Origin of the sequence: Bacillus infantis (genome assembly GCF_008180445.1) — a bacterium.
Lineage (GTDB): Bacteria > Bacillota > Bacilli > Bacillales > Cytobacillaceae > Bacillus_AB > Bacillus_AB infantis_B.
In genome coordinates, this window is record NZ_VTER01000001.1 from 227,576 (window position 1) to 254,072 (window position 26,497).

Annotated in this window: 32 protein-coding genes, 1 pseudogene and 2 riboswitches; of the genes and pseudogenes, 5 read left to right on the top strand and 28 right to left on the bottom strand. The window is 44.9% G+C overall.

What is annotated here, in order from left to right; translation table 11 throughout:
- Positions 1-137 precede the first annotated feature (137 nt).
- Positions 138-464: a hypothetical protein gene (locus FZD51_RS01270; RefSeq protein ID WP_148973084.1), complete on the top strand. Its 327-nt coding sequence runs from the start codon at positions 138-140 to the stop codon at positions 462-464.
- Positions 465-504: 40 nt separating this feature from the next.
- Here FZD51_RS01270 and FZD51_RS01275 read toward each other — a convergent pair whose 3' ends face one another.
- Entirely contained in the window at positions 505-1,092 is a 588-nt protein-coding gene (locus FZD51_RS01275) for a DUF2441 domain-containing protein (RefSeq protein ID WP_148973085.1), read from the bottom strand.
- 312 nt (positions 1,093-1,404) lie between these two features.
- Between FZD51_RS01275 and FZD51_RS01280 the strand changes: the two genes are divergently transcribed.
- The gene (locus FZD51_RS01280; protein WP_148973086.1) at positions 1,405-1,740 is read left to right on the top strand and encodes a hypothetical protein; all 336 of its coding nucleotides are present in this window, start codon (positions 1,405-1,407) and stop codon (positions 1,738-1,740) included.
- 36 nt (positions 1,741-1,776) lie between these two features.
- On the opposite strand, the gene FZD51_RS26795 is transcribed toward FZD51_RS01280, so the two are convergent.
- From FZD51_RS26795 to FZD51_RS01300, 6 genes and pseudogenes are all read right to left on the bottom strand, one after another.
- The gene (locus tag FZD51_RS26795) at positions 1,777-2,727 is read right to left on the bottom strand and encodes a methyl-accepting chemotaxis protein (RefSeq protein WP_420886203.1); all 951 of its coding nucleotides are present in this window, start codon (positions 2,725-2,727) and stop codon (positions 1,777-1,779) included.
- Positions 2,722-3,507 (bottom strand): annotated as a pseudogene (locus FZD51_RS26800) (HAMP domain-containing protein); the annotation flags it as partial. The gene FZD51_RS26795 and the pseudogene FZD51_RS26800, both read right to left, overlap by 6 nt.
- Before the next feature lie 112 nt (positions 3,508-3,619).
- Positions 3,620-4,519, bottom strand: coding sequence for an NAD-dependent epimerase/dehydratase family protein (locus FZD51_RS01290; protein WP_148973088.1), 900 nt, complete (start codon positions 4,517-4,519; stop codon positions 3,620-3,622).
- Positions 4,504-4,632 (bottom strand): hypothetical protein, encoded by a 129-nt coding sequence (locus FZD51_RS26445; RefSeq protein ID WP_262380609.1) that lies wholly within the window; start codon positions 4,630-4,632, stop codon positions 4,504-4,506. The genes FZD51_RS01290 and FZD51_RS26445 overlap by 16 nt, the downstream gene beginning before the upstream one ends.
- Before the next feature lie 14 nt (positions 4,633-4,646).
- The gene (locus tag FZD51_RS01295) at positions 4,647-5,531 is read right to left on the bottom strand and encodes a GNAT family N-acetyltransferase (protein WP_148973089.1); all 885 of its coding nucleotides are present in this window, start codon (positions 5,529-5,531) and stop codon (positions 4,647-4,649) included.
- Positions 5,528-6,364 carry an alpha/beta fold hydrolase gene (locus tag FZD51_RS01300; protein ID WP_148973090.1) on the bottom strand — a complete coding sequence of 279 codons (837 nt, stop codon included), beginning with the start codon at positions 6,362-6,364 and terminating at the stop codon, positions 5,528-5,530. Before FZD51_RS01300 ends, FZD51_RS01295 begins: the two co-directional genes overlap by 4 nt.
- 140 nt (positions 6,365-6,504) lie before the next feature.
- Here FZD51_RS01300 and FZD51_RS01305 point away from each other — a divergent pair, with 140 nt between their 5' ends.
- Positions 6,505-6,849: a YlbF/YmcA family competence regulator gene (locus FZD51_RS01305; RefSeq protein WP_148973091.1), complete on the top strand. Its 345-nt coding sequence runs from the start codon at positions 6,505-6,507 to the stop codon at positions 6,847-6,849.
- A 100-nt stretch (positions 6,850-6,949) separates the two neighbouring features.
- On the opposite strand, the gene FZD51_RS01310 is transcribed toward FZD51_RS01305, so the two are convergent.
- The 7 genes from FZD51_RS01310 to FZD51_RS01340 all read right to left on the bottom strand — a co-directional run bounded on the left by FZD51_RS01310 (position 6,950) and on the right by FZD51_RS01340 (position 12,834).
- On the bottom strand, positions 6,950-7,564 hold the full coding sequence (locus tag FZD51_RS01310; RefSeq protein ID WP_148973092.1) for a GAF domain-containing protein: 615 nt from the start codon (positions 7,562-7,564) through the stop codon (positions 6,950-6,952).
- Between the two features lie 433 nt (positions 7,565-7,997).
- Positions 7,998-8,453 carry a hypothetical protein gene (locus FZD51_RS01315; RefSeq protein WP_148973093.1) on the bottom strand — a complete coding sequence of 152 codons (456 nt, stop codon included), beginning with the start codon at positions 8,451-8,453 and terminating at the stop codon, positions 7,998-8,000.
- A gap of 23 nt (positions 8,454-8,476) precedes the next feature.
- Positions 8,477-9,622: a hypothetical protein gene (locus FZD51_RS01320; protein ID WP_148973094.1), complete on the bottom strand. Its 1,146-nt coding sequence runs from the start codon at positions 9,620-9,622 to the stop codon at positions 8,477-8,479.
- 264 nt (positions 9,623-9,886) lie between these two features.
- Entirely contained in the window at positions 9,887-11,491 is a 1,605-nt protein-coding gene (locus FZD51_RS01325; protein WP_148973095.1) for a DUF4179 domain-containing protein, read from the bottom strand.
- The gene (locus FZD51_RS01330; protein WP_148973096.1) at positions 11,469-12,035 is read right to left on the bottom strand and encodes an RNA polymerase sigma factor; all 567 of its coding nucleotides are present in this window, start codon (positions 12,033-12,035) and stop codon (positions 11,469-11,471) included. The genes FZD51_RS01325 and FZD51_RS01330 overlap by 23 nt, the downstream gene beginning before the upstream one ends.
- A 119-nt stretch (positions 12,036-12,154) precedes the next feature.
- Positions 12,155-12,625 carry a hypothetical protein gene (locus tag FZD51_RS01335; protein WP_148973097.1) on the bottom strand — a complete coding sequence of 157 codons (471 nt, stop codon included), beginning with the start codon at positions 12,623-12,625 and terminating at the stop codon, positions 12,155-12,157.
- Positions 12,622-12,834 carry a helix-turn-helix transcriptional regulator gene (locus FZD51_RS01340; protein WP_420886201.1) on the bottom strand — a complete coding sequence of 71 codons (213 nt, stop codon included), beginning with the start codon at positions 12,832-12,834 and terminating at the stop codon, positions 12,622-12,624. The genes FZD51_RS01335 and FZD51_RS01340 overlap by 4 nt, the downstream gene beginning before the upstream one ends.
- Positions 12,835-13,001: 167 nt before the next feature.
- Between FZD51_RS01340 and FZD51_RS01345 the strand changes: the two genes are divergently transcribed.
- A complete protein-coding gene (locus FZD51_RS01345) occupies positions 13,002-13,577 on the top strand; it encodes a YhcN/YlaJ family sporulation lipoprotein (RefSeq protein WP_148973098.1) in 576 nt (191 codons plus the stop codon).
- Between the two features lie 358 nt (positions 13,578-13,935).
- On the opposite strand, the gene FZD51_RS01350 is transcribed toward FZD51_RS01345, so the two are convergent.
- From FZD51_RS01350 to FZD51_RS01410, 13 genes are all read right to left on the bottom strand, one after another.
- On the bottom strand, positions 13,936-14,646 hold the full coding sequence (locus FZD51_RS01350; RefSeq protein WP_187445580.1) for a Type 1 glutamine amidotransferase-like domain-containing protein: 711 nt from the start codon (positions 14,644-14,646) through the stop codon (positions 13,936-13,938).
- Positions 14,647-14,661: 15 nt separating this feature from the next.
- Positions 14,662-15,282, bottom strand: a complete 621-nt coding sequence (locus tag FZD51_RS01355; protein WP_148973100.1) for a YdcF family protein — start codon at positions 15,280-15,282, stop codon at positions 14,662-14,664.
- A 119-nt stretch (positions 15,283-15,401) separates the two neighbouring features.
- Entirely contained in the window at positions 15,402-15,647 is a 246-nt protein-coding gene (locus FZD51_RS01360) for a hypothetical protein (RefSeq protein ID WP_187445599.1), read from the bottom strand.
- A 233-nt stretch (positions 15,648-15,880) separates the two neighbouring features.
- Positions 15,881-16,381, bottom strand: a complete 501-nt coding sequence (locus FZD51_RS01365; RefSeq protein WP_148973101.1) for a GNAT family N-acetyltransferase — start codon at positions 16,379-16,381, stop codon at positions 15,881-15,883.
- 14 nt (positions 16,382-16,395) lie between these two features.
- Positions 16,396-17,757 (bottom strand): MATE family efflux transporter, encoded by a 1,362-nt coding sequence (locus FZD51_RS01370; protein ID WP_148973102.1) that lies wholly within the window; start codon positions 17,755-17,757, stop codon positions 16,396-16,398.
- A 258-nt stretch (positions 17,758-18,015) separates the two neighbouring features.
- Positions 18,016-18,225: a hypothetical protein gene (locus tag FZD51_RS25990; RefSeq protein WP_187445581.1), complete on the bottom strand. Its 210-nt coding sequence runs from the start codon at positions 18,223-18,225 to the stop codon at positions 18,016-18,018.
- Between the two features lie 39 nt (positions 18,226-18,264).
- Positions 18,265-18,528 (bottom strand): hypothetical protein, encoded by a 264-nt coding sequence (locus FZD51_RS01380; protein ID WP_148973103.1) that lies wholly within the window; start codon positions 18,526-18,528, stop codon positions 18,265-18,267.
- 74 nt (positions 18,529-18,602) lie between these two features.
- The gene (locus FZD51_RS01385; protein ID WP_148973104.1) at positions 18,603-19,373 is read right to left on the bottom strand and encodes a 3-oxoacyl-ACP reductase; all 771 of its coding nucleotides are present in this window, start codon (positions 19,371-19,373) and stop codon (positions 18,603-18,605) included.
- Between the two features lie 14 nt (positions 19,374-19,387).
- Positions 19,388-20,881: an acyl-CoA reductase gene (locus tag FZD51_RS01390; protein ID WP_262380612.1), complete on the bottom strand. Its 1,494-nt coding sequence runs from the start codon at positions 20,879-20,881 to the stop codon at positions 19,388-19,390.
- Positions 20,844-21,947, bottom strand: coding sequence for a LuxE/PaaK family acyltransferase (locus tag FZD51_RS01395; protein WP_148973105.1), 1,104 nt, complete (start codon positions 21,945-21,947; stop codon positions 20,844-20,846). The genes FZD51_RS01390 and FZD51_RS01395 overlap by 38 nt, the downstream gene beginning before the upstream one ends.
- Positions 21,910-23,265 (bottom strand): solute carrier family 23 protein, encoded by a 1,356-nt coding sequence (locus tag FZD51_RS01400; protein WP_262380613.1) that lies wholly within the window; start codon positions 23,263-23,265, stop codon positions 21,910-21,912. The genes FZD51_RS01395 and FZD51_RS01400 overlap by 38 nt, the downstream gene beginning before the upstream one ends.
- Entirely contained in the window at positions 23,231-23,782 is a 552-nt protein-coding gene (gene thiW, locus FZD51_RS01405) for an energy coupling factor transporter S component ThiW (RefSeq protein WP_148973106.1), read from the bottom strand. The genes FZD51_RS01400 and thiW overlap by 35 nt, the downstream gene beginning before the upstream one ends.
- A gap of 79 nt (positions 23,783-23,861) precedes the next feature.
- Positions 23,862-23,972: riboswitch (TPP riboswitch) on the bottom strand.
- Positions 23,973-24,210: 238 nt separating this feature from the next.
- Positions 24,211-24,321, bottom strand: a riboswitch (TPP riboswitch).
- Positions 24,322-24,377: 56 nt separating this feature from the next.
- Complete coding sequence (locus tag FZD51_RS01410) at positions 24,378-24,983, bottom strand: DedA family protein (RefSeq protein ID WP_148973107.1); 606 nt, start codon at positions 24,981-24,983, stop codon at positions 24,378-24,380.
- Positions 24,984-25,205: 222 nt separating this feature from the next.
- Here FZD51_RS01410 and FZD51_RS01415 point away from each other — a divergent pair, with 222 nt between their 5' ends.
- Positions 25,206-25,472 (top strand): hypothetical protein, encoded by a 267-nt coding sequence (locus tag FZD51_RS01415; protein WP_148973108.1) that lies wholly within the window; start codon positions 25,206-25,208, stop codon positions 25,470-25,472.
- A gap of 76 nt (positions 25,473-25,548) precedes the next feature.
- Here the strand turns inward: FZD51_RS01415 and FZD51_RS01420 are convergent, their stop codons facing one another.
- Positions 25,549-26,394 carry a manganese catalase gene (locus FZD51_RS01420; protein WP_148973109.1) on the bottom strand — a complete coding sequence of 282 codons (846 nt, stop codon included), beginning with the start codon at positions 26,392-26,394 and terminating at the stop codon, positions 25,549-25,551.
- Between the last annotated feature and the right edge of the window lie 103 nt (positions 26,395-26,497).

The following is a 26,497-nucleotide window of genomic DNA, read 5'->3' on the forward strand; positions in this document are numbered from 1 at the left end:
TTCCCAGCAGTTCAAATTTCAAACCATCTTTTACCTTTTATTTTAATTATTATATTGATATATTACAACACTATTAATTCTGTTCAAAAAGGGATTCGCCCCTTTTTGCAGAAAACAGTATATAAAGGAGTGGTTCAGTGAAATCGGGAGAATTATATATTATGAAAGATAGCGGCGGAAATTACAGCCTTGTCAGGTTGGCCAAGGAAGTTTATATGGGGAGCAAGAAAATGGAGGATCTTATAACAGAAGATTATTTTGTTGATTTTCAATGCCTTTCTCCTGCTGAACAAAAAAACCAGGTTCATTCTCTGGAAGCAGATCTATTTTTTAATACTGGCACCCACGTGTCCCATGAAGCTGCCTGCGGGGAATGCGGGCAGCAAATACCAGCTGCCGAATATGAGATTTGCATCCGCTGCGGCAGACTCTATTGCCAGGCACACCGCTGCAGCTGTCAGTAGAGTGAAAGAAGGGCATCTATAGCCCATCTTTTTTCATGAATTATGAAAAATCCTCCAATATTTCTGTCACTTCAATTCGGCCATCTATTAATATTTCCGGAAGTACGCTGTTGCTGCTGCCCTTCCAATATTCTCTGGCTTGTTCAATTTTCCGGGCAAAAGGAGCTCCATCTTCTTTCGGCAGAAGATCTCCATCACCTTTAAAAGATTTACCAAGTACTCGAAGCCTTACTATCTGCAAAACTTTTCTATTATAAGACTCAAATATTCCCTTCCATTTTAAAACGTCTTCATAGCTTTCAGCTGCATAAAGACATGATAATCTGGAAGGATACTGGGGATACTCCTGAAGCCTGACCATTTCAACTATCACTTCTCTAATAGCTCTGATGGTCCGGCCCATATACTTGATGGCTGTATCTGCATTTTCTTTGTCCAGATTAAGCCCTTCATTTGTATAGTTCCCAAATAAGATCTTAATAAAGTCTTCACCTTTGGAGTTAGTTTGCTCCCTTTCAAAGAAAAACCGGTATAATGTATTCTTTTGACTGCTGTCGAAATAGATCCGCTGCCCAATCTCCATTTTACTGTTAGTCACAAGGTGAAAAACATAAAACGCTAGATCCATTTTCCGTCTCCTCTGCTACTTCCTTTTTGTTCTAATTATAATTGTTTTTATAATAGATTTGTTTTCAGGAAAATTACAAATGATACAAAAATTACGCATTAAACTGATTCCAGTTTTTCTTTTCTCCTGCATTTTTCTGCAGATACCGTAGCGTTTCAGCTACTATCGTCAAATATCTCCAATCACTCCTATAAATAGACATAAATCCTTATCGATTATGCGGAAATAGACTGTTAGTATTAAATTAAGTAATGACAGGGGATCCTTCAGACTTTTCTTAGTCCCATCCCACACTGGATAGGAGGAATCAGGATGACCACTAAAAAAGAAATCCGGAATATGCTTCTGAATCTTATGTATTACAGGGATTGTGACATAACCCATATCTTTACGGAGCGGAATTTGCGTATGGAGGTCAGTTTTTTAAAAGAAAGCTTTTGTTATTCCTTGCTGGTTTCCGTGCCTGTAGAATCTGTATTCAATCAGCGGACCTTGAGGTTTCAATCGATTGATTATGCCGCAAGTGCCATTGAACAGATTCTTTTTAATAATGACAATCCCAGCCCCTTTGTTTTTGACCCTCCACCTGAAGACCTGCCCATCATTCCTGCCGCCGAACCTATTTCCATCACGATTAAAGGATGTTAAAAAAAAGCACCGCTAATGCGATGCTCAATTGCTTTGCTATTTCAATCTGAACCGGCTGACTGACTCATTCAGCTCTTCTGCCATTTTTGCAAGCGATGCTGCAGAATCAGACATTTCATCCATGGAAGCAAGCTGCTCTTCTGTTGACGCAGAAACCTCCTGGGTGCTTGAAGCTGACTCTTCGGCTGCAGCAGCTATGTCATCTATCGCCTGCACAATATGTTCGGCTCCTGCTAAAAGCTGCTGCACAGCGGCTGAAACCTCTTCAATCTGTGCTGTAACCCCTGATACAGAATCCCCGATCTCTTTAAAGGCTCCCCCTGCATCACCAACTGCCGTGATTCCTCTTTCTACTTCCTTGCCTGCATCGGCCATCGACGAAATGGCTTTGCCTGTATCCTGCTGAATGGCTGAAATGATCCCGGAAATCTGCCGGGCGGAATCTGCCGACTGCTCAGCCAGCTTCCTGACCTCATCTGCAACCACTGCAAAACCTTTTCCAGCCTCACCAGCACGTGCAGCTTCAATTGCTGCATTCAATGCAAGCAAGTTGGTCTGATCTGCTATACCAGTAATGGCTTCTATTATATGTGTAATATCATGTGACCGCTGGCCAAGCTTTTTAATGACATCTTCCAGCCCTGCAAAGGTTTCATGAATAGAACTCATTTGTTCGATTGCAGAACCGATCGCCTTGCCGCCCTCTGCTGACAGGCTGGCTGCACCAGCGGCAGTTTCGGAAACAGCAGCGGCATTATCTGCAATTTGCCTTACACCGGCAGACATGCGCCCTACTGTAATAGAAGCCTGCTCTACCGATTGCACCTGTTTATCAGAACCTGACGCCACGTTATTCATGGCAGCGGCAATCTGCCTTCCTGCAGCCCCTGACTGCTCTGCCCCTGCTGTCAGCTGTTCGGCCGAAGCTGCAACCTGTTCGGCATTCTCTGCAGTATTTTGGATGACTTTTCTCAAATTATGTGCCATCAGATTAAAAGAATCCGCCAATAGGCCGATTTCATCTTTGTTCCGGACGTTCAGCTTCCGGACTGCCAGGTTTCCGCCTGCAATTTCCTTTGCTTCAGCCGCAAGAAGCTTGACTGGCCTGGTAATGGTCCTTCCTGTCAGAATAGCGGCCAGGATGCCTATGAGGATGGCCGCAAATCCGATTAAGGAGACGGCAAGCATAATCCCTGCGGAATCCTTAGACACAGCAGACTGCCCATCTGCCATCAGCTCTTCCTGGAATAGGGACAGTTCTTTCACCCTTTTGTTAAAATTCTCCACGATCTGCTGTTTGGATACAAGCATCTCCAGCTGTTCTGTTTCTCCTTGCTGCTTTAATTGAAAAACAGACTGGGAAAAAAGATAATATTGCAGTTCAAGTTTATTCAGGTCCTTAAATAATTCCTTCGATTTTTCCCGTTTGATTGCGGGTTGAAGCTCTTTGCTTAATTTTAAATAGGCAGAGTGACCTTCCTCAAACTGCTTCAAATACTTCTCTTCGCCCAGTGCCAGGTAGCTGCCCTGATTGCTCTGCTGTTCTGCAATATTAATGTTGAGCTCTTTGATTTTCATGAGCTTTGCAGCCCGGTCATCTATCAGCTCTGAATATTGGCTGTCGATTGATTTAATTTGCGTAATACTGATCACCGACATCGCTGCCAGCAGTATCAGCACCCCTGAAAATCCCGCAAACAGCTTTCTCCCGATTGTCATTCTCATTAAGCTCCCTCTCTCTCTGTTGTCAGCTTGTTCATATGACATATCGGCAGATTTTGCAGGTTTTTCAGTTAATGTACTGAATTCGAATTATTCAGTTAATGAAGTAAATACTAAGCCTATTTCTCAGCAAAATCATGCCTCTAACTTCCCTGCATTATTGAATTCTTTTTTGAAATTCCCTGATGATCTCATCTTCTTTTTCATAATTAAAATTTTCCGCAGCTTGTTCTGCAGGCGAATGGTTAAGCTCCCATTCAATTGTCTTTTGAAGCCCTTCCCCAAATGAAATGCGTTCTTTATAGCCCAGTTCAATTCTGATCTTTTCGGATGAAAGATCAATACTCTGCCGGGCATTCATGCCTAAGGGAAGCTGCCCCTCCTCTACCTCCACTATCGAGCCTTGCCAGCCCATAGCTTCTGCAATCCTGCTGACCCATTCTCTTTCCGAAAAATTATTTTCTGCGACATTATAAATTTTTCCTGCAGCCTTGGGGTTTTCAATAGCCGCTGCAATGGCATGTGCGACATTCTCAACATATCCCCTGCAGGTCTTCCACCGGCTGTGAACTTCATCCAATAATATATAAGGCCTTTTATCTGCCATTCTCTTAATATATTGATAAAGTCTGTGCTGTCTGTCACCTGGCCCATACACCATCGGAAGCCTCAGGACCGTGCCTTTCAGCTTTTCGCTTTCCATATAGACCTTTTCCACGGGAATTTTGTCATAGTGATAATAAAAGTGTTCCTCACTTACATTTTCTCTGTAGGGATAAAGCTTTTCCCTTAGTGGAGAATCTTCTTTGGATGGTGCAGGAACCAGTTCCCCCGGCTCCGTTCCGAGCAGCCGGCCAAAACTCCGGTACACATCTGCACTGCTGATGGCCACAAGCCGGTCTGCTGTTCCCTCAAAAATACCCCTCACAGTCTCAGCGTGCTTCTCAGTAAACGGAATCATATCAAGGACTATATCTGGACGGAAGCCCCTTAGCTCATCTTTATGATGAATGATTTCATTGATATCTCCATGGAAGCGGATTATATCCTCCGGCATGGATACTTCAGTCTGCCCTCTGTTAAAAACTGAACACTATGGCCTTTTTGATAAAGCTCTTCTATCACATATGGACCCATGAATTTTGTACCGCCAATGATTAATACCTTCATTTGCATGGCCCCCTTTATATTAATTCTTTTATCATATAAACCTGCTTTACGGCAGCCGTAAATCCTATACCTGACAATAGTTCATAAGTTTCTTTGTTGTCCTCAACAGGAAAGTTGGGTATGACTCTTCGAATTTCATCGCTGAAGTCCCCAAAAATTTCAGACAGCATAAAGGCGATAATTTCCTGCTGATCCTTTCTTCCTGGGTCAGCTTGGATTTGAAACAGGGTGGTTGCGGCATGCCTTCCTTCAGCTGTGAAACCTTTACGGAAGACAGCATAGCCAGCTGCACTGCCCTCATCCACTGCAATATGAGCCTCACCGTCCTTTGCATTCTGCCAGCAAGTCTGCCAAGGGGCAGTTCCTTTGTAGAAGCTCAGTGAGGAAACCTCCTGGGGATAAACAGACTCTCCTAGATAAACCTGCTGATGTGGCAATGTGACAGGATTTTTCTCAAGGCTGCCTTTCAGCTCCAAATATTCCAGACTATCAGCTTTCTGGTAGCCCAGTTTTTCATAAAGGGCAATTGCCTTGCTGTTCTCGCTGACTGCCTCAAGTGTGGCAAGCTGGACTCCTTCCTCTTGGTATATTTTAATAGATTCTTCAATCAGCCTGCGTCCGACCCCTTTGCTGCGCCAGGCAGAAGCAACACCTGTGCCGCCATTCCAGGCAATCTTCCTTCCCCTGAAATCCCGTATGCCGCTTTTTACAATTCCGATTGGCTCTCCTTCCCCAAAAGCGACAACGGACAAATCCGGCGACAGTCCTTCAGCCGCCATCCGTGCAACAAACTTTTCCGGTGTTGTCGATGCATCAAAAAAATAGCCTGCAAACCCTTTGTTCCAGGCTGTTACTGCTTCATTCAACGTGCAATCCGACAAGCGCCTGATTTCAATCATTTCTCTTCTCCTTTGAAAAAAGCTATTATTTTTTCCATTAGCATTGCCGGCTGTTCGATTGCTGTCCAGTGGCCGCATTCCTGTATCACTTCAATGGCTGCATGGGGAATAAGAGGAAGCAGCAGCTCCTCCAGCATATCGGGAGTCAGGATATCCCTTTCACCCTGTGCTGCCATAACAGGAATATCAGCAAGAGCAGCTGGATTGATGCTGGATTCGTAATTTTGCAGAATATCTTCCCCGATTTGTGAATTTACTATAGCATTGCTTTTCGTCTCAGTTTTCCTGGAAAGATTGGCACTATCAAACAAGTAATATGGATCGATGATCTGAAAGATATCTGCTGCAGCTGCCTTGCCTTCTTTATAATCCTCTGTAACTTGATGGAACCGCTCAAGCTCTGCTTCAGAGAGCCTTTCCATCAGCAGGCGGCCAAAATTAATATATCCTTCTGTTTTTGCTCCGACTGCCGCTGTCAGAAAAATCCTGTTAACGTTTTCCGGATATCTTGAGGCATACAGCAGTGCAAGCATGGATCCCCATGACTCCCCAACAAGATACAGCCTGCCGATTTCAAGATGCTGCCTAAGCGCTTCTAACGTTTCAACTTCATCCTCCATGGTATAAACCGCTTCTTCACGAAAAGATGACTTGCCGCAGCCGCGCTGATCATAAAACACCAGCTTGAATTGTGAAGACAAGGGTGCAAGATGGGGGAGAAAATATCCATGCTCCCCACCCGGTCCCCCATGCAAAAAAATGATTGGTTCTCCTTCCCCCATTTGCTTTACAAAAATAGACTCATTTCTTAACGTAACAAGAGCTGATCCCACAGATATTCCCCCTAAATAAACTAATTAGTCTATTTAATATTATCATTCTATTCTGAATTTTATCCAGTTATTTTTAGTTATTCGAACTTTTTTTTCATTTGCACATACGCTGTAATATCTAGGCTAATGGAGGGGAAATAATGAAAGCTTTATTAGAGCAGGGGCCTGCATTGGAAACCATTATTCGCGGAAGCAGGGAGTATCAGCTGCTGAGGAAGCTGGCAGCAGAAATTAATGCCGACCCGGCAGCAAGGCAGCTGATCGAGGATTTCCGCAGCATCCACCACTTGCTGCAGGAAAAGCAAATCCGCGGAGAAAACCTGAGTCCTGCTGATATCCAGAAACTGCAGGTGCTGGAATCCGGTCTGATGCAAAATCCTAAAACCGCTTCTTATCTGCAGGCAGAAGAACAAATCTTCCAGGCAATCCAGGAACTGAATATGATGCTGGCCAGGCCGATGGATGAGATTTATAGCGGAGTGTAGAACGGGAGGCAATAAGCTTTATAGAACCCTATTTTAAGAAAGAAATAAAAAAGGAAAGCCTATTTGCTTCCCTTTTTTATGAGGTACAAGCCGGTCCCGCTTATGGCCGTCCCATTTCCTTATAATATGGCGGCTCTTCTCCTCTCCCTCCTTTGGCAGACATGGATTGACGGCCAACTTCATAAGAAAAAAACCATGAGCCGGACTTTCCTTCTTTTTCCCACGATTCATTGTATGTAATAATGAATTTTTCCCTCCCTATTTTTTCTGCTGACGTTTCTTTTACCACCTGATATCCTTTAATCTCTCCTTCCCATTTTCCTTCTCTCTCAGGGAAGTGGTCAGTGATCGATCCTTCTCCCAGTGAAGCAAACTCTAGCGCTTCCGTCTCAGTAAAAGGGGGCTGAGGATCTGATATCAGTAAAAGATAACCCCAAAGCAAACCGGCGCAGAAAAGCGGAAGTACTATAAATAAGATGCTGCCTTCTCTCCTGAAAATCCGCCTGTCCAGTAAGGCGTATAAAAGAGCTGCTCCCATACCATATAGTGCTGCAATCGTATTTTGAAAAAGCAGTCCGTTTGCCAATCCGAAAAGCCCGTGGAGAAGGATATAAAACCAGTCTTTCCTAAGGACAGCTACCCGCTTCTGCAAAACTTCAAGCAGAAACGAAACAAGGTTCCCGTAAAAAAAGACAATCGCTCCTGCATACAGCATAACTAAAAGCAGCCAGCCAAGAAAGGCGGTTCCAAGTCCATAGGCAGGTTCAGAATCATAGACAGTAAAAAAGCAAACAATATGGAGACCGCTGCTGAGACAGCAAACGAAGCAGTCAATTTTCTCTGGATGAGCTTTCTAAGCTTCAATTATTGCTTCCTCCTTATTTCAGGCGCCTTCTTGACTTTCTTTTTTGTTTGAGTGACTCATTTCTCTCCTCTTGAGGCACTCTACCCAGCTTTTCCCTCCATCAGAGTGACTCATATTCTCATCTTGAGTCACTCTAACCAGCTTTCCCCACCATCAGAGTGACTCATATTCTCCTCTTGAGACACTCTAACCAGCTTTTCCCTCCATCAGAGTGACTCATATTCTCTTTTTAAGTCACTCTGAATAGTTTCACACTCCATCAGGGTGACTCATGAATCCCTAATCAGGGATACTCCTTTCTTTCTAAAACCTCATTTTCCATTCCCCGCACAACGATTTGGTAGACTTCTTTATGGGCCTCATCATTTGCTGTACTAATTATGCTGTGTGCTTCGTCGATCATCCTGGCTGCTGATGCAGCATCAGAATTGAAAGAAGTTTTTATAATATATTTAACCGGTTTGGGATGTGTATCAATGGCAATGCCTTTGAAACCTTCAAACTCACTAAGTTTATGTTGGATTTCAGAAGCGGGCATACTCCATGTGCCTACCTGCTCACCTTTCATTCTATAAGCCTTGCCAGTTTCCTGTTGTAGCGGTCCGCTTATTGAAAAAAGGAGGACAATCCCTATAAATACCACACCTGTTTCAAATGTCTGCTTGCGGCTTTTCTTTTTGGACAGCATTTTATTTTGGTAGGCTTGCTGGACTTTTCTTTTCATAACAACCTTTTTCATTTTAACGCTCCTAAATACCTTCATTATTGAATGATACTCATTCGTGTATCTAAGTTCTCTTTAGAGTATAGAAATTTAAGCAATTCATCATAAGCATCTGTTTGAAAAATAAGCTCTTTTTCGTTAAAAACAAAAATTGTAAAATCGGTCAGCTCTTTTCCGTTCTCCATTTTAAGAGAGTTTTCAGCTGAAGTCTTCACAACAGTTTTAATCCCCTCTTTTTTCAAAGATTCCATTTTCTCTTTTGATTTTCCAATAGCAAGTATGGACAGTTTACCACTTTCATTCGACATCCAATTACTGCCATAAAAGATTTTATCCTGTTCCTCGAGAACCCTGACTTCTTCCAGAATTGGAAACCATAATTGACCGTCTTCTGGATATCTCGCATTAAATGCAAGTTTCTGGCCTGTATGATACTTTGCTCCGTTATCAATCCAAAACGGAACCCCATCTATTTTTATAAAGCCCAGTTCACGATTGACTTCGGTTACAATACCTTCCTGGCTGGTTGCTTGAGGAAGTACATTTTCATCTATATATTTTTCCATTAACCCGATATCTTTGCTGCGGAATACTTCTCCTTCCTCGTCCAATAATATATAGGAAGGTACTTCTTTAATATTTAATTCCGATAGCTCTTCTTCCGCTCTTTGTAAATCTGTATACGCCCCTACTGTTATAAATGCAGAGGGATACTGCTTTGATAACTTCCCTCTTAACTCCAGATCTTTTTCCAGCGTGGCCTCTTTTTCTGTTACCACAATGGAATACTGGCCTTTAGACCTTGGAAAATAAGGTTTTATCTGTGGCTGTTTTTCAACTTTAATAGGAAGATAATACTCAGCCGTTTTTCCATCCTTCCAATATGCCTGTAGAACTGCTGTTTTAATTCCCTCACCTTCACTGATTAAGCCGTTTTCTCCCATTATACTCGGCAATATATCCGGGAATTTTTTTCCGTTAGGCATCAGAGTGCTTTTTCCTATAAAAACAGGGCTGTCAGCTTCATCGGGAAATTCAACCTTCATTTCCTCATTCTCGTATACATGCTGATTTTTCAGAGATTTGGTAATATCCTTCATCTCTCTCTCCACCAGTCCGTCATTCCACCGGTAAGAACCCATGATTGCCTGCACCTCTGTATCTCCAACTGTGATCACCGGCATCGGCGGCTTTTCTTCCTTATAAACTTTTTCTCTGTCAAAATACAGCATAGCCATAATGATCATCACTGCTGCGGACCCCCATAAAATAAGACGCTGCCGTTTTGTCCATTTCTTTGTACCTTTCTCTTCCAAGAAAATCCCCCCTGTAGCTGTACAACATAATAAAGATACTTTATATACGTACAGACTTTAGGAAAGTTGCAAATTTTCTCATAATTACTCAAAAAAGAAAACAGGCTTATACGAGCCTGCTTTCTTACAAACTTATTTAAAGAGCGGGACTCTCCATTCTTGTTCTGCTTTATAATATCTGGTTACTGAAGTGAGATGCAATGTCAGTTCTTCCGGTGCTTTGTCCAGATCATATGCTTTAAGGTCGAGCGTAGTTTTGAAACGTCCATTTTTGTCTTTTTCGTCTAAAATGGAACCGCTATGAAATAGGGGATAGACATTTCCTTTTTCATCCGTCATCACCCATGATCCAAAATCAGCGGAAGGCACTTCTTTTCCGCCCTCCATCTCAATTTCGAAATAGGATTCCTTTTGGATTGGCAGCAGTGACTTACGCAGCGAGTAATCATTTTTTTTCTTTGCTTTTTTAATTGTTAAGTGATTGCCTTCGTATTCAAAGCTGACGGGTTTCTTCCTGAGATCGTCAGGTTTAATCTTAATGGAAAAATCGGCTGGCAGGGTTTTGATTACGCCATCGAGTACAAGGGTATAGCTGCTTCTATCTTTCTGCGGGATGAATGATTCATTCCAGCGCATTGCCCCAAGTTCGTCAAGATCTTTGCCGGATCCGGATATAGAACCCACATCGCTTGGATGGCCCTGCCCCTCAGCAAAGGTATTATGCTTATAAACGGCTTCATTTTTATCATTCACAATATGATATTGAATCGCGGTACCGAATCCAGAGAACCTTCCGACATTTTCCTTGCCAAACTGTTCTTCAAGGCCTTTAATCCTGGTTTCCACGTCAGCTTTTTCCTCTTTCGTAAAAGCTGTCTCATAAATCAGCTCGTTTGAGGAAGGAGCAAATTGCACTTCCTTGAGGTTAATGGAGACTCCATTGGAAGTGGTGCTGTGCTGATCGAGCGCCAGCCTGCTCGTATACTTTTGCCTTTCCTTCAAGTCAACAGGCACTTCAACATTCCAGTTCCCCTGCTTTCCGTTCAGCTCCTTAAGATCGACTTTAACGAGAACCTTTTCCAAGTCATTCATATCCCTTAATGAAAACTCTATCAATCCATACTCGGAGCCTTCTGACCAGCCCATCCCATATCCTTCGATTTCTTTGCCGTCCTGGTCATAGGCCGCAATGCTGTTTCCAGTTTCCTCCATGTCGAGACTTGTATCAAGCGGTTTGCCATTTGAATCCAAAACTTTAAAAGAGAGTGCAATTCTTGATGTATCCGCGACTACATCCTCTATTTTAAATGTTGTGTTTTTATCCGTTGCTGCGATATCCACCCGGCTCGCAAGTCCTTCCTGTGATGCCATCCTCAGCCCGTCATCTACCTCACTGGAAGAGAATAACCCTCCGACCCAGTCTGCAAAGCCAGGGACCGTGCTGATTCCTGCAGCAAGAAGCAGTCCGGCTGCCGCTGCGCCCATCCGTTTCCCCGGGACATACTTCCTTTTTGGTTTGTATGATTCAAGCTGCCCAATGATGCCTTCAGCAAAATCGTCAGGAAGCTTCGGTGTCTGCAGTGTCTCTTTCATAAATTCAGCTTCATTCTCAAATATTACAGCAATTTCTGCACAAGACGGGCAGCCTGCGATATGCCGATTCAGTTCCGAATATTCCTTTTCGTTCAAAAGCTGATCGATATATTGGGAAATTTTATCCGCCGTTGGACAATTCATTATAAAAGCCTCCCTGTTTTTTGACTGTTTCCCTCATTTTCTTTTTGGCCCTGTGAAGCTTGTTCCGCACCATCGATAAGGGAATGCCGGTCGTTTCTGCGATTTCCTCATATGGCATTTCATTGGCATAGCGAAGGAGAATAATGATCCTTTCATCCTCCGGCAATGTGCCGATCAGCTTTTCCATCTGCCTGTTTTTCTCTTTTTTCAAAAGAATCACTTCCGGGTGCTTTGTGTTGATGGCAGAGGCCTCGCTCATTTCCGCCTGCTTGATCTGAGAGCTTTTCTTCCTGAATTCATCCATACAGTGATTCACCGCTACCCTGTACATCCAGCTTGAAAAAGCCCCTTTCTGGTCATACTTGCCAAGCTGATGATAAATTTTGATAAATGCCTCCTGGACCAGATCCTGGGCATCCTGCGGGTTTTTTGTCATCCTGAGTATCGTTGCATACAAAGGATTTTTGTATTTGTTAATGATATGTTCGTAAGCCTGCTTGTTTCCTGCCAGCACCTGCTTTATCCACACTGCTTCCTCTTCCATATGTATCTCCCGCCTTTTTTCCGATTCTTCTATAATAACGGAAACTATGGTAAAAAAATCTCAAGTTTTTGCAAAAAAAAATAGCAGCTGCAGGATATTAGCAGCTGCCTTGCTATTCTTCACAGACTTTTTCGTATCGACAGATAATAAGAAAGCATCTGAATGGCCGGGATCAGCAGAATGACCAGAATCGGGTAGAAAGGGATCTTATCCTCGAGCAAAGGATAAAAGAGCATAAGGGCTGCAGTAAACGGCACCGCAAAATACAGGGAGATATAGGAGCTTCTGCAGGCTCTGGCAGTCATCATTTTTTCCCGTTCGTCCTGTTCCTCGAACTCAGGCGGCAGGAGAAGCAGAGCACCGATACTTGACCGCTTTTTCTTATTCTTGCTGTAAAGGAACCAGCTGATCAAACCCCCTATCAGCAAAAAAACGGCAACCGGTGTGATATTAATCGTCAATGACCAGGGCGGCTCAGGATTCCGCAGCACTTCTGCAAACTGGGTCTGGGCATCGTACATTGCTATCATAGCCCAGGCAAATAAGGCATATAAAACAAAACTTAATAAGACTGTCCGATTCGTTTTCATTTTTCTTCCTCCTTTAATAGCCAAAATACTTCTTCCATCTTCAGCTGGAATGCCTCGCATATCTTCAGGGCAAGCAGCAGGGACGGGATATAATCCCCTTTTTCAAGCGCTGCGATTGTCTGCCTCGTCACACCTGAAGCCTGCGCCAGCTTTTCCTGTGACCAGCTGTTTCTCGCACGAAGTTCTTTGACACGATTGCCGATTTCCATAAAACACCTCATTCACCGTCTCTTGTTAAGTCAACTTAACATCAATTAAGTCAATTGTATAGAAGAGTTTACATTATGTAAAGCCTATTTAACATTATTCTTAATAAATGTATAACATTTATGTTTTTGGAAAAATTACTCATGAATAAAAATTAGGAGGTATTAGAATGAAAAAATTAAGATGGCTTTTAATAGGCGCTGCTGCGTCTGTGCTGATTACTGGCTGTGCCTCATCCAACCAGGGCAGCCAGGATGGAAAAGACGGCCAATCTGGCACATTATCCATGAGGAATGTCACAGACAGCGATGCAACCGACGATGCCAATAACTTATTGGACGACGAACAGAATAACAACAAGCAGTATAACAATGGACTGGAAGATAATGGGCAAAATGACAGCGATCATGAAAATCTTCGTAATTCCGAAGATGCCCAGCAGAAGGTTGAAGCTATGAAAGAAGTTGATAAGGCGGTAGTCATTACAGCCGGAAGCAAGGCATATGCAGCTGTAAATCTCGCAAATGGGGAAAATGGTGATGTTAATGATGAAATGAAAAAGAAGGTTTCTGATCAGGTTCAGGCAGCAGATCAGAATATCAATGAAGTGTTTGTCTCAAGCAATCCTGATTTCATGGAACGTATGCGCGGGTATAGGGATGACATTCAGAATGGAAAACCTGTTAGAGGATTGTTTGATCAATTTTCCGAAACAGTGCAAAGAATATTCCCTGAATCAAGATAACAGTAAATCGCCCGTTTCCAAATAGGAAGCGGGCGATTTTATTTGATTTTGCAGGGTTCAAACAATAGTATTTCCTATTTGCACTGAGTCACTCTGAAAGATAGGAAGGGAGCCAGTCGATACATCATGGCATATAAAAGAAGCACTCATGTATAGAAAGAGGCCTAATCAATGCTTGAAGACCCTTAAGAGAAGCCGATCATGTATAAAAAGAGAACCATTCAATGCATGACAACCCTCAGGAGAAGCCACTCATGTATAAAAAGAGACCCATTCAATACATGACAACCCTCAAGAGAAGCCACTCATGTATAGATCATGGTGCAATTAATGCATGACGGCCATCAAAAGAAGCCACTCATGTATAGGAAAGGTCTGCCAGATAAATGCAATCGAGTTTTGTTTCTTCAGCTTTGTTATCATTGACTTCTACATAATAAGCGCTGGCTTTCTTTCGGGAGCTGACCGTTTTATAAATCTTCTCATTCACAAAATGAAGTGCAGCCCCATCATCAGCTGCAAAGCCGGGCTTCATGAGCCCTTCCCTGATATAATTTCTGTAAGCTGGCTTTCTCTTATTCTCCCCGTCATAGTGGGGGCAATGGCTGCCTTTTAGGATGCCCAAACCTTTAATGGGATACAGCGGTCCGTTAAGAGGATCTGTAAGGCCTTCTTCAAACCAGCAGATGCTTCCTGCGCTTATGCCGGCCAAAATGATTGCTTTTTGATAGCATTTCAACAGAAGCTTATCCAGTCCCCATTCTTTCCAAAGAATCATCATATTGCGGGTATTCCCGCCTCCAACGTAGATGATATCCTGTCCAAGCAAAAATTCTTCAGCATCATTGAAGTTTGGCTCAAACAGCGACAGATGGGCCGGTATGCACTCCATTTTTTCAAAAGCCTCATAAAATCGGTCTATGTAATTTTGCTGGTCTCCGCTTGCCGTTGGCAGAAAGCATATTTTTGGTTTCTTATTTTGCGACTGCCCAATGATATATTGATCAAGAAGGAGGTTTTCAGGTTCCATGGAAAATCCTCCTCCTCCTATTGCGATGATCTGCCTCATTTTCATTTCCTCTCTTTAAGAATCTGATATCTCAACTTCAGTGTCTGTTATGATGCCTTGTTTAACATAGTAGATCAGTTTTTCCGCTTCCCCCTTTGCCCTCAGCCTGCCTCCTTCTGACAGCTGCCAGTTCCCTTCTTTTGTATGGATGTCGTCCACAGGGCAAAGCGAGTATTCTATCCAGTCCGGCATATAGGTTTTCATGGCCAGATATGCCCTTCTTATATGGCAGGAAGCTGTAACAACCAATATCCTTTTTATTTTGTGGAGATTGAATTCCCGGTCAAGGACCAGCAGTGAAGCAAGCACATTTTCCTTTGTGTGGAGAGATTGATTTTCTATTAAAATATCTGCTGCCGGGATACCAAGTGCCAGTGCTTTCTCTTTTAAAAGCTCTGCCTCGCATAGCCTGGACGGTGCCCAGACTACTCCGCCGGAAAAAAGAAGCTTGCCTGCCCTGCCGCTGTTATACAGCTCGAGCGCCTTTGGCAGTCTGTATTCAACAGCCTTGCTGCTTCCCAGGACGAATATGCATTCTCCCGATTTTTTGTCATCCGCGGTATTTTTATAAAGAAGATCACCAATCTGCCTGTCTGATAACTGATTGAAATCAAGCTTTGATATTAATGTTTTCATGGATTGCCCCTCTTTATTCACTAGTATATTATTCTCCAGCCTCTCTGAAATTCCTGTCATATTTATATTTTATGTAAGAAAGGCGGGCTGCTTTTCCGCCGTCCCGCCTAAAACCATTTTTAATAATAGTATGGGTAAGGCGGATAAGGGTAAGGATAGCCGTATCCATACGGTCCGGCGAGAGCGCTTCCCAATAGCAGGCCTCCTGCTAACCCTCCCAGGAATGGGAATCCGAAACCAAAGCCAAATGGACGGCCAAAACCGAATCCAAACGGACGGCCGAAGCCGAATCTGCCAAAGCCTGGACGGCCAAAGCCAAAGCGGCTCAAATCTCCATGAGAAGCTGCTGCTTCAGGGCGATACATAAACTGCTGTTGATTCATCATGCCTTCTCCTCTCATATTCTATCTTTATTTTCCATATGAGGGGCAGCAACAAAGATGTCAAGCCCCCTCATCGTATAGGTTTCAGTCTAGAATATGTCAGAGAAGGCCTCGTTGAATAGACATTTACCCAGGATTAGAGGCAAAAATTATAAATTCCTGTTTCAGGACAATTTAAAAAAGAACCTGCTGAAAAGACAGGTTCTTGCCAGACCTTATTTTAAAAGCTTTGCCATTATATATTCATCATGATAGTTCCCATCAATGAATAATGAGTCTTTTTTGACACCTTCAATTTCAAATCCAGCTTTTTTATATAACGCAAGCGCCCTTTCATTTTTACTGACGACTGAAAGCTCAAGTCTGTGCAGGCTGGCTTCCTTCGCCCAGTTGTCAAGCTTCTGAAAAAGGCTGTAGCCAATTCCTTGTCCCCGAAAGTCTTTTTTAATGCCTATAACAAGGGCAGCAGAGTGGCGCACCCTGCCGGCCATTCCGCCATTGACAATCAAATAGCCCGCCAGGCGGCCGCTGTCTTCTGCTGCGAAAATGGCGGCATTATCCCGGCTGGAAAGCGCCTCGATCATCTTTCTTTGAATGTCTGCGGAAACTTTCCGTTCCCCTGGACCATACAGCATATATGACGATTCATTTTCCACATCTTTAATAAGCTCGGCAAAAGCTTCTCCATCCTCTGGTTCAAGCTTGCGGACTTTCATGTCATTCCCTCCCATTATACCCCTTCAGCTGGAGCGAATTTTTTCTTTTGAATATAAATCAGCCTTGCTGACAGGCAGATGCCTGCTGCCAAAAGACCGGCGGTAAGCCCGATCCAATATCCTGGGGCACCGAGGCTCGTATAATGGGCCAGCCCATATCCGAGGGGGAGGCAGATCAGCCAGTAGGCAACAAGCGTGATGATGAATGCAAGATTAACATCCTTATAGCCTCTTAAAGCTGCCTGGGCAGTTGCCTGGATGGCATCTGAAATCTGGAAAAATAGAGCATAAATCAGGAAATGTGCCGTCAGCGAAATCACTGCCGCATCATTGGAATAAAAGCCTGCAACCTGGTAGCGGAACAGGACAACCAGAAGGCCGGTGACAAGGGCAATGACGATGGACAAATAGATGCCGATCCAGCTGTATGCCTTCGCATCTCTATTCCTCTTAGCTCCTACCTCATATCCGACCAGTACAGTCTGTGCCATCGAAATGCTGATTGGAATCATATAAAGGAAGGAAACGATATTGAGTGCCGACTGATAGGAAGCAAGCGTCTCCACACTGAAGCGGCTCAACAGAATCGTCACAACCGCAAACATGCTCGTTTCAAAAAAGATCGACAATCCCATTGGAACGCCAATTTTCAGTATCTCCTTGCATTGAATCCAGGAGAAGTCACCCATATTAGAAAATACTTTGAACACCGCAAATGGCTGCTGTGTCCTGATTATGAAAATCGTCAGCGCAAGTATTACCCAATAGGTGGCAGCAGTAGCATAGCCTCCCCCTGCCCCGCCAAGCTCCGGAAAGCCCCAATAACCAAAGATCAGGACAAAATTCAGGAAGAAGTTAACAGGAAGTGCACACAGAAGAATCACCATGACAACGCGCGTTTTTCCTAGAGCATAAATAAAAGACCGGAGGACATTGAACAAAAATAGGGGGATAATCCCAAAGCTCAAACCAATCAGATATCCTCTTGCTGTCTGTTCAACACCGCTCTCCAAATTCATTCTGTCCAAAATCGGGCCTATCAGGAAAAAACCGGCCGCAATGACAGCCAGTGCTATCATGACGGCAAGATACATGCCGTTCTTGACAACTGATGCAACCTCCCCAGGCTTTTTCTCACCAAATCGCTGAGCGGCAATTGGCGATACAGCCAGCAGGATACCGCTTAGCCCCGTAAATACCGGATTCCAGATCGATGACCCGATAGCCACTCCCGCAAGATCGGATGCACTATATTTTCCTGACATAATGGTATTGAAGAAAACCATTGAAAACATCCCAAGCTGAGTAATCAGGATTGGGATCAATAAAATGAAGATTTGTTTAATTTTTTCTTTAACGGTAAAAGTCTGATTCATGTTGGTACTCCTTGGTAATGAAAGTCACAAGGATAATTATAAGCCAAAGAAAGCACCAGCGGGCGGAAAATATGTAATTGTTTGAAAATGTCCTGTGGCAAAGAAAGACAGGCTGCTGTTGAAATAGCTTTTACAAATGTAAGGATAGCTCTTGCTAATCAAGTTTTAGAGCCTGTTGATTGGAGTGGAAGGCACGCAGACTCCTGCGGGAGACAGCGGCAGGGCTGAGACCCCGCATGTGCGAAGCGAAGAGGAGGCTCAGCGCCGCCCCGCGGAAAGCGAAGTGCCTGGAACGGAAATCAACTGCCCCCATTTATAAGCAAAAAAGCCTGCTGCTGTGTTCTTATTCTCAACATAGATCCACAAATAATAGAAAACCCACATAATCATGATCGGCAGGATGGCAAAGCTGCGGAAAGGGGCATACAAGAGCATGCCTATACTCGCAAGCAGTGCCCACGGAGCCAATCATGAATATTTCTTCCATTGCATATGCCTTCCCCCCTGCTAATTCCCAGTTCCCGCCGGATGCAGATATTTTGTGAAATAGGCTCCGGCCAGCAGCAGGATAAATGTCATCATCCAGTTGAAAATCCCAAGCCAGCCCATCCAGTACGAAATAAGATTGACAATGGCAATCAGGAAGAAACAGATGGATGTCAGGGCACTTTTGAAGCCGGTAACGCCTGCTTCTTTTCTTTTTTTCATTAAAATTGGTATAGAAATAGGCAAACCTATAACGAGTATAATAGTCAGCAGGATCGGAATCATAGATTTCCTCTCTTTCTAACAAGATCTTGATTATATGTCCTCTGACTATTATACGGACAAGATGTTAAAAAGTTTCATCCGCCCATGACCAGGCCGCCGTCGACATACAGGCACTGACCTGTCACAAAGCTTGAGAGCGGGGATGCGAAATAAAGGGCAGCATCTGCAATATCCTCCGGTGCTGCAAGGCGCTGCATCGGAGTGAGTTCAATAATACTGTTTCTTACATCCTCCTTTGTCCCGGCGCTCGAATCGGTCGGATAGGTCAGCCCTGGGGCAACTGCATTGACAGTGATTCCAAAACAGCCAAGCTCCTTTGCAAGATTCCTGGTAAACCCGAGCAAGCCTGACTTGGCGGTTGTATAGTCGTGATAGGGAATCACTGGAAAACTTACAAGGTTGCTCGCTATATTTACAATATTACCGCTCATCTGCTCTTTCATAAAGGGAATGGCTGCCCTGCATACATTATAAGCGCCGCGGACACTTCCTTCCCACTGACGGTTATAGTCGTCCCACTCAAGCTCCCAGGCTGCCTTGCGTTTCTTGGGATTAAAAGAATAATGGCTTAAGGCATTATTAATGACAGCATCGATGCCCCCATAACTCTCGATAATATCGTCCATCATCCTGCTGACCTGCTCTTCATCAGTTACATCTGCCTGCATGGCAGCAGCCTGGCCGCCCGACTCCCTTATTTCCTTTGCAGCCGACTCGGCGGCCTCCCTGCTGGAAAGATAGTTAAGGATGACTAAAGCTCCCTCAGAACCCATCTTCCTGCTAATTGCTCTGCCGATTCCCCTGCTCGCACCGGTAACAAGGACCACTTTGTTTTTTACAAGCATAGTTTCCCCTCCTCCTATTCAACATCCGGATCATAGCGTTCCATATCTTCTTCTGCATTTCTTTCAATATCTATGACTCTTGCAAGCGACAGCAGATTGAAGCTTCCGTCATGATGCCAGCCAGGCTTTGCCCTGTTCATCTCGCCGACCGGGCAGATTCTGCTGATTCCGGCCTCACCGAGTTTGGCGCATATATCCATTAGCCTATCAGGCAGGACCGCCAGCCCGCATGACTGCATATACTTTTTATATGGCTGAAGATTGCCTATGCATCCTTCAAGTTCCGGGACAGAAAAAATATGAACAAATCTATTCAAAGGAGAAGCTTCAAAACCGCTTCCTTCATGAAAAACCACTGTCCAGCCTGTATTCATATTATCTTTATAAACTGTGGTTCTGCTGCCTTTCAGTCTTTCCAGTTCATATTTTCCCCTTGTTCTTTGGATTGACAGGTGCTCTTCTTCTGATAATACGGACCTGCGCCGTTTTTTTTCGTACCGGGCAAGCTCTGAGCCGAGCAGCTGGGCGAAACGCCGGGGCTCAACCGTCCCTCCTTCTTCTATGTAAACGGATTGCGGAGAGAGACAGCCCTGCTGGTCATAGATGCAGATGTCTTCCGCAAGCCTGCGGGCTGTCCTCGCATACAGATCAGGAGTTAAAGCTTCTTTTCCGATCATACTGATGCTGATTTTATGCCCATATGCCAGAAGTCGCTTTCCTTCCGGAAGCCTCTTTTTAATGCTATTTACTGTCTTGTCTGATCCATATACAATGACAGCTTCGGCTGATTCAAGAGCCGGCGCTTCCAATTGGGAATTCCCGCCATGCCATGGAAGAACCGCTGCGGCCTCTGCAAGACTTTCATCTATTTCTGCCAGGGATTTCAGAAATAAAACCGGCAGGACAGGCTCAGAAAAAGAAGTTTTTCCAAGGTGTGCAGATTTCATAAGGAATCCCATGATCAGGCTCCATAGCTGGACACCCGGAACATTGCCGGAAAACACGTGAAAAATCAGGTCTGGCCCGTAAGCCCTGCTCAGTCCTCCCGACTTTCTTGGCCGGAATTCGTCCAGCATCTCCGGAGAATCAAATTCTTCTTCCAGGAAGCGCAAGAGCTCTTTTTTCCGGAATGTCCTCATATACCTTTTCAGCTCCAGCCGGATCATTTCACTGTCATAGCCTGTAACGGCAGGAAGGAGCTTTTCGGCTAACTTTCTCAGATGATAATCAGGATCCAGCCATAGCTGGACCGCTGCATCAATTTTGCTGATAATGCTTGAAACCGGCAAATCCTTAAGGTATTGACTGCGCTTTTCCAGTACAGCTTCAATTGCATGTTTCATTTCTTCGCCGCTGAGTTGGGGATATCTGAGCGAGAAAGTTTCTCCTTCCGCGTTATAAATCTTCTCTTTTACAACAGCGGGCTTGATTGATGACGGCAAAAGGTAGATATCGACTGTATCCGCCACCTTACCGGCCGCCCTTTGAGAGAAGCTGATCGGCTGCAATGGAGCAGCCTCTTGCCTCAGAACCCTTTACTCTCCCGAGCAGCTTGAAACCGTACCCCGTTTTTAACCCAAGATCTTCCGTCAGGACAGCCAGGCAGGAATTCCAGTTGGCCAGGTCATAGTGTGCAAGCACTCCCGCTTCTCCTTCTTTTACCGGTTCAAAAGTGGCTGGGTCCAGCACTCTCGTCTTCAGCCAAGCTGGACCGCTTTTATCGGTTAATCCCTGTCTCCCCAAATGCCTGGAAAGAATCGTCTGATCATAAATCTGAGAGCTGAGCTCCGTCATGCCGTACATATTGATTTGCATATCCTTTTCTATTCCAAAGAAACGTTTATAAAGAGCAGTCATTTCTTCCGGCGTTATTTCCCTTGCCTGGCCTTTGAACCCGCCAGTATCAAATATTCTGCTTCCCTCAGCCAGAAGGAGAGACTGTTCCATTTCATTCATATAATCCAAGAAATGAACAAAAGCAAATGTCGCCCCCATAATCAGGACAGGCTCTCCCCTTTCTGCCATCCGGCCGAGCGACTCTGCTGCACCCTGAAAGTCGAGGCCCTCTTCATTGTGGAAGAAGCGGCTGTACTCATTGCCATAATAAAAGACAGCATTGGTAAGGTAGCGGGAGAGAGAAGAGTTTTTGTTATACTCATCTGATGGTGACAGTACAAAAATGGCCATCTTTTCCCGGTCAGGCAGTACAAAGTTTTTGAAAGGGCCTTTCATGGAGAGATCCCACAAGGATAAATCAGGATGAAAGTTCTTACCCTTAGCATCAGGATTGGTCGTCCCGCTTGTCATAAAGACTGCCTCTGCCTCTTCAGCCGGTTCGCAGGTTAGTGTCAGATCTTTAAAACCCTGAACCGGCATAGGGGGAATTTCTTCCCATGTGTGCACTGTAAAGGGAGTCTTCCTTTTTGCCTGGCAAAAGTTTTTATAGAATACGTTATTCTCATACTGGTAGCGGAAAAGTTTCAGCGCCAGCCTGCCAAACCTCTCCTCAGAATCATTTCCGGCTTCGATAAAATCTTTAATTTCCGCTATCAAACTGATCGATTCTTCTTTCATCACTTGCCGCTCCTTTCTTAAACAGATTTGGGAGATTGACTAAAGACAGCTGAAGAAAGATGCTAGTGAATGCTCCGATTAAGATGCTGTTCGTCAGGAATGTCCCTGCAATTCCTGACGCATTCACCGCATATGCCGGCAGTGAGATGGCCAGCAGCATGGAAAGCCCGACAATCATATAGTTGATTTGGGTAGCTTCCGCCTTTGCCAGAATTGAAATTCCTGTGAACACCAGCGTTGCGGCAGCCGGCAGGAAGATTCCGCCGACAACAGGGGCCGGCGTCAGAGCCAGGAGTGCGCCCGCTTTAGGCACAAGCCCGAGCACCATGAAAATGACAGCTGCCGCCATGACCGGGTATCTTGAGCCGACCCCGGTCAAACGCAGCAGGCCTACATTCTGCGCATAAGCTGTAGTCGGAAATCCGCCGATCAAGGCTGACACAAAAGAGCCTGCAGACTCTCCTGAAAAACCGCCGCGGATACTTCTGGCAGTCAGCTCTGTTTTCAGCATGGCAGAGGACGCCTGATAAACGCCCATTGCCTCTATCACAGCCACAAGATATGCAATGAAAAAAGTCAGGAAGGCTCCCCATTCAAAGGTAAGTCCATAAGGAAGAAACTGGGGAAGCCCAAACCAGTCGCTTTCCTTGATCATGGCAAAATCAGTTTTTCCAAGCGAAAAAGCAAGAGCATCGCCTGCAATCAAAGCAATCAAAAACGAAAAAGACTTCCAAAGCCCTTTTCCGAACAAAGAAAGGCCAAGGACAATCAAAGCAGTCGTTATCGACAGCAGCAGGGTTGATGGACTGGCAAAACCTTCATCACCCGGTGAGCCTCCCAGAAATTCATGCAAAGTGAACCCGGCAAGCGAGATCCCGACTAAGAAAATGACGGTCCCGGAGATGACTGGTGTGAACAGGGCCCTCAAGCGCCCAAGCACCCCGGTTATTGATAAAAGGAACACAATGGCGGCACTCACCAGGATGCCCCCGGTAGCTGCAGCAAGCCCATTCGCTTTCCCTGCAGAAATCATAATGCTATCAAAAGCAGCCGAGGGGCCCTGAATGATCGGAAGTCTCACCAGTTTTGTTGCCTGTATAAAGGTGACGATTCCGGCTGCTATGAAGATGCTGTTCACCATATTGGCCGATAATGCAAATGGAAGTCCGATCATAGCTGCCACAAAGATCGGATCCAGCCAGACATTCGATACAAAAACATGCTGGAGCCCATATAAAACGGTTTTCCCCGGCGGAAGCTTTTCTTCCAATCCTATTAATAACTCATCCTTGGCGGATTCTGTTCTTCTTTCGTCCATCTTCATTCTCCTCATCCTTTAAATTGACCTGTTCAAAAATCGGTGTCCGTTTTTTCTTCAGAATAGCCAAAATAATGATTCCCAGAAGGGCTCCGGCAGTCGAACTGAAGATAAAGAGCGGGATAAAGCCGAATAGTGCGGCCTTCTGCCCCATGATCATTGTGGCAAGCGGATATGAAAGGAGCGCACCGATGATGCCGGTGCCAATCACTTCCCCAGTAAAGGCCATCGACAGCTTTTTTGTCCTGCTGTAGAGAAGCGCTGCAAGCAGCGCACCTGCCATGCTCCCCGGAAAAGCAAATACTGAGCCGGTTCCCATCAGATTCCTGAGCAGCGATATACAGAACGCCTGTGCCACGGCGTAATAAGGGCCAAGCAATACCGCTGACAGCACATTCAGCAGATGCTGGACCGGGAATACTTTTGTAAAGCCAAGCGGAATATACAGCATGCTGCTTGACAGCGTACCCACTGCAGCCATCATTGCAGCAGCAGTCAATTTTTGTGTTTTACCCATAAAAAAAATCCCTCCATGCTAATTTGCACTGAGGGAATGGAGGCGGAGGGATTAACAGGCCGGCTCTTTGCCAGCCGAAGCATATAATCCCGCACTTCCCTCCGCCGGCATAACCCGGATCAGGTATAAGGGTCAGGGCCGGAACAGGCCCACTCTCAGCCGGACTCCTCCGGCTCCCCCAGTGCTTTTATGTATTAACTTATCTTGGATATAAGGCTGTTTAGATCTTTAACGGCCTTGCTTAGAGTTTTTAAAATGAAGTGCCGGCCATTTTACCGTAGATTCCTGCTGGTACAGGAATCTATCAGGAAGGAACTGGTGTAGGCTTCCAATCAATTTCTGCGATTACAGCTCTTCTGATCCCCCAATAAAAAAGCCCGGTCCCCATATGGAAAGAAGGACCAGGCTTTTGCACACATAAAAAAGTAATGCTGCTCATTCTACTTTCCTACGCTGGCATGATCCAGTTCAGGTCCAAAGGGTTAAAAAACAACGGTTTTCCTCTCAGCCCGCCTGTGCGGACACCCCTAGCAGTTATACAATATCCAATTAAGAATCATCATAACTTTGTTCTTGTCAAAAGTAAAGACAATGTTCAGTTCTTCCTCTGCCTGAACAAAAAGAAAGCTGCGCCAATAATAGCCGCCGCAATCAGCATATACACCACATTAGAATACATATCCAGATACCTCAATGCCGTTTCCCATGAATCGCCAAAGGCCGCTCCAATTTTTACAAGGATGGTATTCCAGATCAATGTGCCGATGACTGTAAATAGCAGAAACAGCGGAAAATTCATTTTTGCCATCCCGGCAGGAATCGAAATCAGGCTTCTTACCAGCGGGATCATCCGGCATATCAGAATTGTCCAATAGCCGTAGCGGTCAAACCATCCAAAAGCTTTATCCAAATCAGCCTTTTTCAGTCGGAGTATGCCTCCCCACCTGTCTATCATTCTCTCAAACCTGTTTCGGCTCAGTAAAAGGCCCGCCCCGTAAAGCAAAGCAGCGCCCACTGTCGAGCCTAGGGTAGCCGCTGCAATCGTTCCAGTAACAGTAATATTTGTTTGTGCCGTCATGAAGCCGCCAAATGTCAATATAATTTCAGACGGTATAGGGGGAAAAATGTTCTCTAGCGCAATCAGCAGGAAAATTCCTGCATAGCCGAATTGTTCAATCACATCTTTAATCCAGTTCTCCATAATACCTCCCAAGACGAAAAAGCATATCAGTTAATTAACGTCAACTTCTGATTCCTCCCCTTCAGGAAAAGGAATTTCCTATAGGTTCAGGCCAATACAGATGAAATTAGAATAACTCATCCTGCGAAATAATCAAACAATAACTGGCACAAGGCCAAAAACAAGAACATACGTTCTTAAACTGCATATACTTTATGGAGACTCTTAATGAGGAGGATGTCCATGAAAGCTATCCCTGATGCTTTTGCCTGCATGGCACGTTATCTTATGGAGGATGATGAAGCATCTGCAGAATTGTGGAATAAAGTACTTCTTGCTGCTAAAAGGAACGGGATGGAAAATGACCAGGAAGCTATATTGCCTGCTGCTGTAGAATCATTAAGGGTACTCATGAGGAAAATGAAATCATGCCAGCCTGCAAAAAGTCCTGCCGCTTATTTTTACGTTGTCCTAGATCGGAAGCTAAAGCTGCTGAAGGCTTATTATTAATTTTTGTTAAGAACTTCCCTGAACCGAAAAAAAGATCCGCCAGTGATCAGGGGCGGATCTTGTCTTTTTAACCTAATTAAAATTGGGATGGAGGAGGTGTCTGTCCAGATGGCATTGTTCCATGAATATAAAGCGGGCCTGCCGCCAATATTGGGATCTGCCCCATCGGCTCCGGGTTTTCAATATATTCGAACTGCCCCTGGCCATCCATGCTCGGCCCTTTTGCCCATCGGCCTTCTGCACTGTCTGTCCCCTTCGAGCAGTTCATGAACGAATAAGAGACTTCCTGCTTTTCCTGCTGGCGGTTGAATGTGCCAGGCACGACCTTGCCGTCCCGTGCTTCAAGTTCTGAGATCGCTGCGAGCCATTGGTTTTGGTGCATGGTATCACGGGCGATCAGGAAAGACAGCATGTCCCTGACCCCGCGGTCTTCTGTCATTTCATAAAGACGGACCGCCTGAAGACGCCCTTGTGATTCGGCATTAAGGTTCGCGCGGAAGTCAGCCAGCAGATTCCCGCTTGCCACTGTATAGCGGGCTGTCCAAGGATATCCCATGCTGTCGTCCGGCTTCGCACCAAGGCCGGAAACAATCGCGTGCTGCACGTTCATACCGCCCATAGCTGCCCTGATGATTGGATCCTGTGCTGCTTCTTCCTGTTCTTTAACAGGCGCTTTATCAAGCAGCTGCGCAATCATTGTAGAAAGCATTTCGACATGAGCAATTTCCTCAGTTCCGATATCAAGCAGCATATCGCGGTATTTTTGGTCTGCCCGGCAATTCCATCCCTGGAAAAGGTATTGGATCATCACGCTGATTTCTCCGAATTGACCGCCAAGGATTTCCTGCAGCTTTCTCGCATAGACCGCATCCGGTTTTTCTGGCTTTGCATTGTATTGGAGCTCTTTTACATGGTAAAACATGCTGGTCACCTCTCTTGTCTTTTAGTATCAAGGATAGCTTTACCAATTGGCCGGGAAACATGCTTGCTTTTTTGATAAATCATACTCTGATATACATTAAAGT